Source organism: Streptomyces sp. NPDC020379, from assembly GCF_044387105.1.
GTDB lineage: Bacteria > Actinomycetota > Actinomycetes > Streptomycetales > Streptomycetaceae > Streptomyces.
The window spans coordinates 182,083-193,909 of the sequence record NZ_JBIRVR010000004.1 but is presented as its reverse complement, the minus strand read 5'-3'; the positions used below and the strand labels follow the sequence as shown (position 1 = coordinate 193,909).

10 protein-coding genes are annotated in these 11,827 nt (G+C 75.4%); 5 read left to right on the top strand and 5 right to left on the bottom strand.

The window, feature by feature from the left end:
* Positions 1-12: 12 nt before the first annotated feature.
* Positions 13-1,857, top strand: a complete 1,845-nt coding sequence (locus ACH427_RS07450; protein ID WP_398868590.1) for a hypothetical protein — start codon at positions 13-15, stop codon at positions 1,855-1,857.
* 182 nt (positions 1,858-2,039) lie between these two features.
* Here ACH427_RS07450 and ACH427_RS07445 read toward each other — a convergent pair whose 3' ends face one another.
* The 3 genes from ACH427_RS07445 to ACH427_RS07435 all read right to left on the bottom strand — a co-directional run bounded on the left by ACH427_RS07445 (position 2,040) and on the right by ACH427_RS07435 (position 5,988).
* A complete protein-coding gene (locus ACH427_RS07445) occupies positions 2,040-4,379 on the bottom strand; it encodes an ATP-binding protein (protein WP_398868460.1) in 2,340 nt (779 codons plus the stop codon).
* 168 nt (positions 4,380-4,547) lie between these two features.
* Positions 4,548-4,790 (bottom strand): chaplin, encoded by a 243-nt coding sequence (locus ACH427_RS07440; RefSeq protein ID WP_361533614.1) that lies wholly within the window; start codon positions 4,788-4,790, stop codon positions 4,548-4,550.
* A 220-nt stretch (positions 4,791-5,010) separates the two neighbouring features.
* On the bottom strand, positions 5,011-5,988 hold the full coding sequence (locus tag ACH427_RS07435) for a polyprenyl synthetase family protein (protein ID WP_398868459.1): 978 nt from the start codon (positions 5,986-5,988) through the stop codon (positions 5,011-5,013).
* 367 nt (positions 5,989-6,355) lie between these two features.
* Between ACH427_RS07435 and ACH427_RS07430 the strand changes: the two genes are divergently transcribed.
* From ACH427_RS07430 to crcB (ACH427_RS07415), 4 genes are all read left to right on the top strand, one after another.
* Entirely contained in the window at positions 6,356-7,588 is a 1,233-nt protein-coding gene (locus tag ACH427_RS07430) for a styrene monooxygenase/indole monooxygenase family protein (protein ID WP_398868458.1), read from the top strand.
* Positions 7,589-7,733: 145 nt separating this feature from the next.
* The gene (gene crcB / locus ACH427_RS07425) at positions 7,734-8,201 is read left to right on the top strand and encodes a fluoride efflux transporter CrcB (protein WP_398868457.1); all 468 of its coding nucleotides are present in this window, start codon (positions 7,734-7,736) and stop codon (positions 8,199-8,201) included.
* Positions 8,198-8,554: a DUF190 domain-containing protein gene (locus tag ACH427_RS07420; RefSeq protein ID WP_398868456.1), complete on the top strand. Its 357-nt coding sequence runs from the start codon at positions 8,198-8,200 to the stop codon at positions 8,552-8,554. Before crcB (ACH427_RS07425) ends, ACH427_RS07420 begins: the two co-directional genes overlap by 4 nt.
* Positions 8,551-8,913: a fluoride efflux transporter CrcB gene (gene crcB, locus ACH427_RS07415; protein ID WP_398868455.1), complete on the top strand. Its 363-nt coding sequence runs from the start codon at positions 8,551-8,553 to the stop codon at positions 8,911-8,913. Before ACH427_RS07420 ends, crcB (ACH427_RS07415) begins: the two co-directional genes overlap by 4 nt.
* 214 nt (positions 8,914-9,127) lie before the next feature.
* Here crcB (ACH427_RS07415) and ACH427_RS07410 read toward each other — a convergent pair whose 3' ends face one another.
* Positions 9,128-10,021 (bottom strand): LysR family transcriptional regulator, encoded by an 894-nt coding sequence (locus ACH427_RS07410; RefSeq protein ID WP_398868454.1) that lies wholly within the window; start codon positions 10,019-10,021, stop codon positions 9,128-9,130.
* Between the two features lie 63 nt (positions 10,022-10,084).
* Positions 10,085-11,782, bottom strand: coding sequence for a sigma-70 family RNA polymerase sigma factor (locus ACH427_RS07405; protein ID WP_398868453.1), 1,698 nt, complete (start codon positions 11,780-11,782; stop codon positions 10,085-10,087).
* Positions 11,783-11,827: the final 45 nt, after the last annotated feature.

Genomic DNA, 11,827 nt, shown 5'->3' with positions numbered 1-11,827 from the left:
CGTGTGGTGCGGGTGACGGGTGAGGACTGGCTGAGGGTGCCGGTCGGCGAGGACGCGGAGCGGTGGAGGACGCGCGGGCGGGCCCGGAAGGTGCTCTTCGTGGTGCACAACGTCACCTCGGCGACCCGCCTGCTCGACGTGCTGCCGCTCTTCGCCGACGACACGCGCCTGCAACTGCTGGCGACCTGCACGGGCTCGTCGCCGTTCCTGGCCGGCGTGCCGGAACTGCTGGCGGCGGCGGGCCTGCCCGTACTGCCGTGGGAGCAGGCGAAGGCGACGCCGGTGAACCTGGCGGTCTCGGCGAGTTATGGCGGCGAACTCCCGCTCATTCAGGGCAAGTTGGCGATACTGTCACACGGCGTTGGCTACAATAAGAGATTGGCGACACCGGACACCGGACACCGGACACCGGACACCGGACACCGGACACCGGACACCGGACACCGTGCGCGGGACGCGTCCGCCGCTGCCGTCGTACCCACCGTTTCCCGGGGCTCCGCCCCTGTCTTCGGGATGGATCCCGACTGGCTGCTCCATGACGGCCGTCCCATAGCCGACGCCACCGTGCTCTCCCATCCCGAGCAGCTCGACCGGCTCCGTGCCGCCTGTCCCGAGGCTGCGGCCACCGCCGTGCTCGCCGGGGATCCCTGCTACGACCGCATCCTCGACGCCCTCCCCCACCGGGGCAGGTTCCGGCGCGCGCTCGGGGTGGCGGACGGGCAACGGCTGATCGTCGTCAACTCGACCTGGTCGCCCGGCTCCCTCTTCGGCGACGGCGACGGGGACCTGCTGCCGTCCCTGCTCCCCCGGCTGACGGCCGAGCTGCCCGCCGACGAGTACCGCCTGGCCGCCGTCCTCCACCCCAACATCTGGCACGGGCACGGCCCCGGCCAGGTGCGCGCCTGGCTGGACCGGGCGCGCAGGGCGGGGCTGGTGCTCGTACCGCCCCTGGAGGGCTGGCGGCAGGCGCTGATCGCCGCCGACTGTGTGCTGGGCGACCACGGGTCCGTCACCTACTACGCCGCCGCCATCGGCACGCCCGTGCTGCTGGGCGCCTTCCCGGACACGGCCCTGGACCCGGACTCGCCGGTCGCCGCCCTCGGCCGGACCGCGCCCAGGCTGTGCCCGTACGAGGGGCTGCGCGCCCAGCTCGACCAGGCCGTCGACCATCACGAGCCCGGCCGCTACCGCGAGTTCGCCGACCAGGCGAGCTCGGCCCCGGGCGGGTCGGCGCGGCTGCTGCGCCGGGTCTTCCACGACCTCATCGGCATCCCCGAGCCCGCCGACCGGCCCGCCCTGCTCGACCGGCTGCCCCTGCCCGCCTTCGAACCGGCCGAACGCACCGCCCCTGTACGGGCCCTCACCCGCCTGCTCGGCGCGGCCCCGCCGGAGATCGCCGTCACCCGCCACACGGAGGGCCCGTACGAACCGGAGGACGACGACGGCATCGGCTGGGACACCCACACCGTCGTCCACGAGGACACCCGGGACGCGTCACGCCTGCGCCTCGCGGACGTCATCGTGCGGTACGGCTCCGCCGACGACCCTCGCGTCGGCCCGCCGTCGGCATGGACGGCGGAGGTCCTGGCCCGGCATCCGGGGTGCGGGCTCGCGGTGTACGTGACAGGGGTGGACTCCTGCACGGTGCGTCCGCGCAGCGGTGAGACGGTGCGGCTGGCGGCGGGGGCGGGGCCTGACGGGCGGCCTGATCTGTGCGATCCGGCGGCTTACGGCTCCGCGTTGTACGCGTGGCTGGTGGCGGGGAAGTCGCTTGCGGAGGCCGCGGCTTCGGGGGTGCGGGTGGTTACGGGCGGGGTGAGGAGGGTGGTTTCGGTGCGCGTGGAAGTGGCGGGGTGACCCGGCTTCCGGGTGCGCGCGTTGGCCTGCGGCGATTTTCCCCTGCCCGCCCCTTCCCGAAACCGGGGGCAAGCCCCCAGACCTCCGCGACACGGCTTCGCCGCAGGCGGCAACGGACCGGTAGCCGGGGGTCTGGGGCACGAGCCCCCGTCGGGGAGGGGAGGGGCGGGGCTGGGGAAAAATCAACCCACGCCCCGAAGTCGCGCCTCCACCCGCGCCACCCCACCCGCATCGCCCACCACTCCGTACAACTCCCCCGCCCGCCGCAGAAACCCCGCCGGATCCTCCCCGCAGCCCGCCCGCACTTCGAGCGCGTCCGCCAGCTGAAGCGTCGCCCCCTCCGCCGTCATCACCGAGATCGCCTCGTCCAGCGACACCCGCGCCCCCGCCACATCGCCGCCGGCGAGCAGCGTCTCGCCCAGGCTCATCCGCACGCGCGCCTCGTTGTAGGCATCGCGCCGCTCCAGAGCGCGGAAGCAGGTGAGCGCACGGCGCAGCTGGTCCGCGGCCTCGGGGAAGCGGCCCTGGCCGGTCAGGGCGCGGCCGAGGTGGTGTTCCAGGAGGGCGAGGGCGCGTGGGGCGTCCTCCTCGCCGTCGTCGCCCGGGCCGGCCTCGTCCCAGATCGTCCGCGCCCGGCGGAAGCGTTCCTCGGCGTCCTCGTACCGCCACTGCCGCAGGCAGAGCAGGCCCAGGGACTCCACGGCGCTGGCGTGGCCCCGGTGGTGCCCGGCCGCGCGGTCCGCGGCCGCGGCGGCGTTCAGTTCGCGTTCGGCGTCGGCCAGGCGGCCGAGTCCCATGTAGGCGAAGGCGAGTTGGGAGCGCATCCGCCCCTCGGCCCGGGGTTCACGCGTCGCACAGCGCCGGGCGGCGGCCACACCTGCCACATGGGTGGCCACCCACTGCTCGTGGAAGCCGAGGCGCAGGTGCAGTGCCCACATCGCCTCGCACAACTGCCAGGTGAGCTCGTCGAATCCGTATTCCTCCGCGGCCCGTACGGCCTCGGCGAGGTTCTCGCGTTCGCGGGTGAGCTCCTCCAGGGCGGCGCGGGCGGTGCCGGGTGACGCGGCGGGCCGGGGCAGCCTGTCATAGCGGGGCCCGAGGTGCCAACGGGCGGGTATGACGCGGTAGTCGGCGGCCACCGCGAGGTCCAGGTACCAGCGGATCACGCGCTCGACCGCGTCCCTGGCCGCCGCGCGGCCGTCCTCCTCGTGGGCCCGCGACTCGGCGTGCCGGCGTACGACGTCGTGGAAGCGGTAGCGCCCGTCGGCGGCCTCCTCCAGGAGACGGGCGCCGACGAGCTCGCCGAGCGGGCCGCGCGCCTCGGCGGGGCCGAGGCCCGCGGCGGCGGCCGCCGCGCCGAGGGGGACGGTGGGCCAGGGGCACGGACCGAGGAGCCGGTAGAGGCGGGCGGCCGCGGGGGCGAGGGCGCGGTAGGCGACGTCGGTGGCGAGGCGGGTGGGGTCGGCGGGGGCCGGGACGGCCGGCCCGGGGCCGAGGGAGGCGAATTCGCGTTCCAGACGCGCCCAGTCGACCTCGTCCCGCCCGGCCGCGAGCGCGCCCGTCTCGCACAGCGCCAGCGGCATGCCCCCACAGCGCGCCGCCACCGCCTCGGCGTGCGCGCGCTGCGCGCCGGCCGGTTCCAGGCCGGCGATCCGGGTGAGCAGCAGCACCGCGTCGTCCCCGGCCAGCGGGCCGAGGCGCAGGACGCGGGCGCCGTGGTCGCGTACGAGCCCGGGCAGTCCGTGGCGGCTGGTGACGAGGGTCAGCGAACCGGGCGCGGCGGTGAGCAGCGGGGCGACCTGGGCGACCGAGCGGGCGTTGTCGAGGAGGACGACGAGCCGCCGGTCCGCGGTGCGGTCGCGGTAGAGGTCGGCCTGTTCCTGCTCGGCCGCGGGCACCCGGTCGGCCGCCACGCCGAGGCCGTGCAGGAACCGTACGAGGGTCGCCGAGGGGGCGACGGCGGTGGCCGCGGAGGCGCCGCGGAGGTCGGCGTAGAGCTGGCCGTCGGGGAAGCGGTCGGCGAAGGCGCGGGCGAAGTGCACGGCGGTGGCGGTCTTCCCGACACCGCCGGGGCCGGTGAGGACGACGATGCGCGGGGCGCCCGCGCCGCTCGCGGCGGGGTCGTCGAGGAGGGCGGCGATGGCCTGCCGTACGGGCTCGCGGTCGGTGAAGGCGGCCGTGCCGGGCGGGAGCAGCCGGGGGCGGGCGACGGTGGCGCGGACGGGCCCCGTGGTGTCGCGCAGCAGGTCGGTCTCGCGGAGCCAGGCGAGGAGGTCGCGGGCGAAGGCCGGTTCGCGGCGGGCCTGTTCGAAGAGCTGCTCGGCGAGGTCGCGGCGGGCGGCCGGGTCCGTGGGGACGGTCGGCGAGTGTGCGTCATCGGTGTCCCGTCCGCGGATGCGGCGGGCGAGTGCGGCGAGGCGTTCCGTGGTGCGCCGGCCCACTTCTCCCGCGGCGCCCGACAGCGCGCCCGACGTCGCCGTGTTCACGGCCGAAAGCACCGCCGCCGTCGTGAACGGATCCACGTCTGCCCTCCCCGGAGTCGCGATCCGCCCACGCTATCGGGAAGATCGCGCCGATGGACGGCTTCCGGCCGAGGGGGCGGGGCCGCGGCCGGCGTGGCGCCCAGGACGGGGCAGGGGCGCCACGCACGGTCCGGGGCGAGGGCCCCGGTCAGGCCATGGGGGGCGGAGTCACGACTTGTTGATGCAGGTGTTGCCGGACGCCGCGTTCAGCAGGCCGATGATGTCGATGCTGTTGCCGCACAGGTTGATCGGGACGTGCAGCGGCACCTGGATGACGTTGCCCGAGACGATGCCCGGCGAGCCGGCGGCGACACCACGGGCCCCGGAGTCGGCGACGGCCCCTCCGGTGAAGCCCGCGAGCGCGGCGCCGACGGTGGCGGTCAGTACGACGGTTTTGGCGATTCGAGACATGCGGAGACACCTTTGCTCAGTCGTTCTGGGAGGCACCCGACCGGTGACAGCCGGGGTGTGGCTCAACGCCTGATAGTCACAAAGGTTTCGTACATGGAGCGGACGGGTGATTCGGGACTTCACCCCTTCTGACCGCTCATTTGCGGCATTGGACCGGACGGCTGATCCGGTGTCCCCCACAGGGCCGGTGGCGGCCGGAGCCCGCCACCGGCACCGGGCTTCAGCCCTGCTCCGCCGCCATCCGCGCGGCGAAGGCGGTGAGCTCCTCGGACCAGCCCGTCGCCAGCCGCGAGGACGTGGCGATACGGGTGGCCCGGTCGACCAGTTCGCGGATGTGGCGCTCGGCGATGCCGCGCTCCTCGCGCTCCAGGAGGATCTCCCGCAGCAGCTCCGCGTCCCAGTCGTACTCCGGGCCGCCGTCGAGGAAGCCGCGCAGCCGCCACGCGGCGTGCAGGGCCCGGGCGTAGGCGTCGTAGGTGACGTCGAGATCGGGGCGGCCGGCCAGGGCACCGCCCAGGCGCAGCGGGTGCCGCACGGCGTACCAGCCGGCGGTGCAGCCCCGGTCGCATCCCGATATGCACCGCCCGGGCCACGGGTCGTCGAGATACTCGGCGGCCATCGCCTCGTGGGCATAGGTGCCGACCACCCGCTCCAGGCGCAGCTCGTCCCAGGTCCGCCAGGCGGCGACGGGCAGCCGGGCCGCGAGCCGGTCGGCGAGGGTGAGGGAGAGGTCGCCCGCGAGGTTCGCGGTGGACTCGCCGAAGCGCCCGGCGTCGCCCGCCCAGCCGTTGCGCTCGTGCTCGGCGGCGCGGCTGACGTGGAGGGTGGGGATGCCACGGCGCAGAGCGGCGTTGTCGCGGACGTCGCTGCGGATGAGGGTGCAGGTGTCGAGGAGTTCGAGGGCGGCCGCGGCGTCGACCGCCTCGGCGGAGTCGGGGCCCTCGGGGTCGCCGCCCGCCGCGAGATAGCCGGTGAGCAGGATGACCGGGCGCACCCGGTCGATGCCCACCGCGACGAGCTCGGCGAGGGACTCGATCAGCCCGGCGCCCCGGGTGTCGGCGGTGCGCCAGCGCCGGTGTTCGTCGTTGAGGAGGCCGCGCAGGCGCTCCTCCACGCGGTCGAGCATGCCCGCGCGCTGGAGTTGGGGGGCCACCTCCTGGGGCGCCGGCGAGCGCGGCAACCTTGGTTGCGCTGTCATCGTGTGCCTCCCTGGATCGGCTCCGGCCCGCGACCGGCCGGGCCGTCGGGTGCTCCGCCGCGCCGGCGGAGCCTGACCGGCCAGAAGGCTTCCCAGCGCAGCGCGCCGGAAGCGGTGGTTTCCTGCCATACCGGATCGAGCCACGCACTCGCCGTCCGCCGCGGAATCAGGGGCTCCGGGGGTCCGGAGCACACGGCCGGTCGGCCGAACGAGGGTCTGCGCGCATGGCTCATATTGGGCTGTTGCGCGAGCGCCCCCGGATCGGCGGGGGCGTCCGGCGGGCGCCGGATTCCGACAGGCCGTCTGTACAGCGCGCCCGCGGCGCGGCTACAAACGGGAGCCCGGGACGGGCGAGCGGGAGGCGACGATGCGCAGGATCGCGATTGTCGGCGCGGGCCAGGGAGGGCTGCACCTGGCCCTCGGGCTGGTCTCCGGCCGGGACCACGAGGTGACCGTGTACGCGGCGCGGACCGCGGGCGAGGTCCGGTCCGGCCCGATCCTGTCCACGCAGCTGATGTACGGTCCCGCCCTCGCCCTGGAGCGCGCGGCGGGCCTGCACCTGTGGGAGGCGGGGACCCCGCGGCTGGGCTCGCTGCGCGTCACCACCGCGGACGGCGACCTCACCGGGCCGTTCGACGAGCCCGCGCAGTGCGTCGACCAGCGCGTGAAGACGGCGCGCTGGCTGGAGCTGTTCGAGGAGCGGGGCGGCCGGGTCGAGTACGGCACGGTGGAGCCGGAGGGGCTGGAGCGGATCGCCGGGGCGCACGACCTGACGCTCGTCGCGACCGGCCGCGGCCCGCTGTCGGAGCTCTTCGGCCGGGACGAGCGGCACAGCCCGTACGACCGCCCCCAGCGCACCCTGGCCGCCGTCTATGTGCACGGCCTGCGGACCGGTCCGGACACCGCCTGGCCGCAGTTGCGATGCAGTCCGGTGGAGGGTGCCGGGGAGTTCCTCGCCATGGAGGGCACGGCGGCGGGCGGGCCGTGCGGGATGCTGCTGTGGGAGGCCATGCCCGGCGGGCCCTTCGACCGCTGGCAGGACCGGCCGGGCCCGGACGCCGTGGTCGAGCGGACGCTCGGCCTGCTGCGGGACCACCTGCCCTGGGAGTACGAGCTGTGCGCGGCCATGGAGCCGACGGACGCGGGCGCCGCGCTCACCGGCGCCGTCACCCCGGTGGTCCGGCACCCGGTGGCGCGGGTCGGCGACGACCGTCACGTCCTCGGCATGGCCGACGCGGTCGTCGTCAACGATCCCCTGACCGGCCAGGGCGCCAACTCCGCGGCCCGCTGCGCCGACACCTACCTCCGGGCGATCCTCGCCCACGGCGACAAGCCCTTCGACCGGACGTGGATGCTGCGGACGTTCGCGGCGTTCTGGGAACACGCCCGGCACACGGTGGCCCTCACCCATCTGCTGCTGCCGTCCCCGCCGCCGCACGTGCGCCGGGTGCTGGCCGCGGCGCGGGAGTACCCGGAGGTCGCCCGCCGCTATGCCAACGGCTACGCCGACCCGGCCGGTTTCCAGGACTGGCTGCTGGACGCGGACCGCGCCGACGCCTATCTCGCTGCGGTGACCGGCCGGCCGGTGGCCGACGCCTGAGCGGTGCCCGGGCGGTGACGGTAGCCTGGTTGCCGGTGACGGCCGCCGGCCGCCACGCGGCGGTGGGGCCCGCCGTACCCCAACCGCGGCACAGGCGCCGCCAACGGTCCCTACTTGCTGGCACTCTGCGAGTAGGAGGCTGATCATGAGCCCGTCACGAGCCGTCGCGGACTCTCCTCCGGTGACCACCGCGTCCCCCGGGCGCCCGGCCGCGCGCGGGCAGTGGCCGATCGTCTGCGCCGTGTCGCTGGGCGGCGGCACCGGCGCGGCCGCCCGCTACGGCGCGGGGCTGCTGTGGCCGACCGCGCAGGGCGCGTTCCCCTGGACCACGTTCCTGATCAACATCGTCGGCTGCGCCCTGATCGGCGTGCTGCTCGTGATGATCGCCGACCTCGCCGCGCCGCACCGGCTGCTGCGGCCCTTCCTCGGCACGGGGGTGCTGGGCGGCTTCACCACGTTCTCCACATACACCGTGGACATCCGCGACCTGGTGGCCGGCGGCCACGTGGCGACCGCCCTCGCCTATCTCGCGGGCACCCTGCTCGCCGCGATGGCGGCGGTGTGGGCGGCGGCCGGCCTCACCCGGATGTTCCTGCGCGGGAGGGCCCGATGAGACTCCACGGCAACGCGCTGCGGCTGACGGTCGTCATCGGTGAGTCCGACACCTGGCACCACCGGCCGCTGTACTCCGAGGTCGTGCACCGCGCCCGCGCCGCCGGGCTGGCGGGCGCGAGCGTCTTCCGGGGCATCGAGGGCTTCGGCGCGTCCTCCGTCGTCCACACGTCGCGGCTGCTGTCCCTGGGCGAGGACCTGCCGGTGTCCGTGGTGATCGTCGACTCCGAGGAGCGCGTACGGGCCTTCGTGCCCGAGCTGGACGAACTGATCGGCGGAGGGCTCGTGTTGCTCGACGAGGTGGAGGTCGTGCGCCGCACCGGCCGCGGCGGGGAGCCGGGGGCCGCCGAGTGAACTGGCTGCTCGTCGTCGCCGGGGCCATGGCCGGCGCCCCCCTGCGCTATCTCACGGACCGCGCCGTGCAGTCCCGCCACGACTCGGTCTTCCCCTGGGGCACGTTCACCGTCAACGTCGTGGGCTGCCTGATCCTCGGCACCCTGGCCGGCGCGGCGGTCCCCGCCCGTCTGTGGCTCCTGCTCGGCACGGGGCTGTGCGGTGCGCTCACGACGTACTCGACGTTCTCCTACGAGACGCTGCGGCTGTCGGAGGAGGGGGCTTCGGTCTACGCGGTGGCGAACGCGGGGGCGAGCGTGGTGTGCGGGCTGGGGGCGGCGTGGGCGGGAGTGGCGTTGGGGGGATGGCTGGGCGGTTGACGGGCCGCCGCACGGTGCCGGTGGCGCCTGCGGCGGGCTCTCTCCCCTACCCGCCCCTTCCCGAAACCGGGGCGCGTGCCCCGGACCCCGCAACACGCTTCGCACGTTGTCCTCAAGCGCCGGACGGGCTGGAGGTGCGGACCGTAGCCAGCACAATCAGCCCGTCCGGCGCTTGAGGGCGCTCCCGCCGCAGGCGGCGAACCGGCCCGCACTCCTACCCCGCCGCCCCGCCCAGGTGCTCCAGCAAAACCCCCCGAAGCTCGCGCGCGGCCCGCGGCGGAGCCACATCCTTGCGGTGAGCCACCGCGATCGTCCGCCGCATCCGCGTCCCCTCGAAGGGAGTGACCCGCAGGCCCGAGCGGGCGGCGACCATGCCGGGGACCACCGCGAGGCCGAGGCCCGCGCGGACGAAGCCGAGGACGGCGTCCATCTCACCGCCCTCGACGGTGAAGGACGGTTCGAAACCGGCCGCCCGGCACGCCGCCGTGGTGATCTCCCGGAGGTCGTAGCCGCGCCGGAACATCACCATGGGCCGGTCGGCGAGCTCGGCGACCCGGATGGCGCGGCGCCGGGTCGGCGGGGGCGCCGAGGGGGCGGTGACGACGACGAGGTCCTCGCGCAGGAGCTCGGTGGTGGCCAGGGCGGGGCCGCCGACGGGCAGCGGGGTGATGATCAGCGCGAGGTCGAGCTCACCGGCGGCGAGGGTGCGGACGAGGTCCTGGGAGCCGCCCTCGTCCACCACGAGCTCGATGCCGGGGTAGCGCGCGTGGTAGGCGTGCAGCACGTCGGGGACCAGGCTCGCGCAGAGGCTGGGCGGCGCCCCGAGCCGCACCCGGCCGCGCCGCAGCTGGACGACCTCCTGGACCTCTCGGCGCGCCATCTCGGTGTCCGCGAGGATCTGCCGGGCCAGCGGCAGCAGCACCTCGCCCGCGTCGGTGAGCGTGATGTTGCCCCGGGCCCGGTGGAAGAGCTCGGCCCCCAGCTCGCGTTCGAGGGCGCGGATCTGCTGGGAGAGCGACGGCTGGGCGACGTGCAGCGCGTCCGCCGCCCGCGTGAAGTGGCGGATCTCGGCGAGCGTGGTGAAGTAGCGGAGCTGCTGGAACTGCACCCGCGCATCGTATATAGCCGGAACCTATCGGGACAGGCTCCGGCATCGACGGCCCCCGCAGCGTCAGCGGGCCCCGAACACCTGCGTCCACCGCGGCCCGCCCGGCGCGTGGTTGACGCCGACGCCGATCTCCTTGAAGGAGCAGTTGAGGATGTTCCGCCGGTGCCCGTCGCTGTGCATCCAGGAGTCCATGACGGCGGCGGGGTCCTGCTGCCCGTAGGCGATGTTCTCGCCGTACGTGCTCCAGTGGTACCCGGCGGCGGTGATGCGGTCGCCGGGGCCCGCGCCGTCGGGGTTGGTGTGGTCGAAGAAGTCGCGGGCGGCCATGTCGTCGGAGTGGCCCTGCGCGGCCCGGTCCAGGGTGCCGTTCTCGGTGACGGGCGAGCAGCCGGCCTTCGCGCGCTCGGCGTTGACGAGGTCGGTGACCTGCTGCCCGAGCGAGCCGCCGCCGGAGCCGCCGGCCGGCTTGGGCGCCGGAGGTGCCTTCGGGGCGGGGCGGGCGGTGGTGGGGTCCGCCTTCCGCGGCTCGGGCGATTCGCTGGTGGGGGTGCTCGCCGGGGCGGAGGCCGAGGCGGAGGCGGACGCGCTCGCCCTGGGTGAGGCGCTCGCGGAGGGCGACGGCGAGGCGCTCGGGGGCAGTGCGCCGGTGGAGGCGTCGAGCGCCTTCACCTGGGTGGGTATCTCGTCCCCGGCCGAGACCTGCCGGTCCGGGCGGTCCGTGGAGTCGGTGAAGAGATAGACACCGCCCAGCACCCCGCCCGCGACGACGGCCAGGGCGGCGGCTCCGGCGGCGGCCCGCTTCGCGGTGCGGGGCCGGGAGGCGGCGCGGTGGCCGTGCGTACGGCTGCCGCCTGCGCGGCGGCGGGCGGCTCGGGAGGCGCCGGGCACGGAGGCGGTGGCCGGGGCCGCTGCCGCGGCCGGCTGCGTGTGGAGCACCGCCCCGCCGCTCCACCAGCCGAGCAGCGCGCCCGCCACCGGCACCAGGCCGAGGCCGACGAGCAGCCGCTCGGCGGGGACCAGCGCGGACCACGATCCTCCGCAGGCCCCGCAGGCGCGCGCGTGCCGGGCGACGCGCTTGCGCCAGAGCGCGGAGGGGGCGCCGTCCCAGGGGGCGACGAGGCCGGCGAGCTCGCGGCAGCGCGGCGCGGCGCCGAGGGCGCGTACGACACCGCGGGCCGTGTCCAGCTGCTCCTTGGTGCGCTGGACGCGGACGGCGGTGTGCGCGGGTGAGAGCTCCAGCGCGGCGGCGACCTCGGCGCGGGTCAGCTCGCCCGCCGCCTCCAGCCACCACAGGGACAGCACGGTCTGCTCGTCCTCGTCGAGCCAGCGGGTCGCCTCGGCGACCTCCCGGCGCTGGCCCGCGAGGCCCAGCCGCACGATGGTGAGGTCGACGAAGTCGGCGCGCGGGTCGGGGACTTCGGCGACCTCTTGGAGGCCACTGACGGGTGCCTCGGGGCGGGCCCGCCAGTGGCCGCGTATCTGATTGGTCGTGATGGCCACGAGCCAGGAGCGGAAGCGGGCGGGGTCCCGGAGCTCGTCCAGGCCGTTGATGACCCGCAGCATCGTCTCCTGGACCACGTCGTCGACGTCGGCGTGGCCGTTGAGGGCCCGTCCGACGATGTTGTAGACGAGTGGCAGGCAGGCGGCGACGAGCTCGTCCTGTGCCGCCTGGTCCCCGGCCCGCGCCGCCTCGACCACGGCCACGCTGTCACTGTTCACGCCGCGCCACCCCTTCTCGCTTTTCCGTTCGGTCCGACACATAGGAGACGTGGGGCGACGCACGGGATAACAGAAAAGGGAGAGAAA

Coding starts and splice junctions, on each gene's coding strand:
- ACH427_RS07440 (WP_361533614.1), bottom strand. CDS start 4,790: ATGTCTCGAATCGCCAAAACCGTCGTACTGACCGCCACCGTCGGCGCC.
- ACH427_RS07435 (WP_398868459.1), bottom strand. CDS start 5,988: ATGACAGCGCAACCAAGGTTGCCGCGCTCGCCGGCGCCCCAGGAGGTG.
- ACH427_RS07430 (WP_398868458.1), top strand. CDS start 6,356: ATGCGCAGGATCGCGATTGTCGGCGCGGGCCAGGGAGGGCTGCACCTG.
- crcB (WP_398868457.1), top strand. CDS start 7,734: ATGAGCCCGTCACGAGCCGTCGCGGACTCTCCTCCGGTGACCACCGCG.
- ACH427_RS07420 (WP_398868456.1), top strand. CDS start 8,198: ATGAGACTCCACGGCAACGCGCTGCGGCTGACGGTCGTCATCGGTGAG.
- ACH427_RS07405 (WP_398868453.1), bottom strand. CDS start 11,782: ATGTGTCGGACCGAACGGAAAAGCGAGAAGGGGTGGCGCGGCGTGAAC.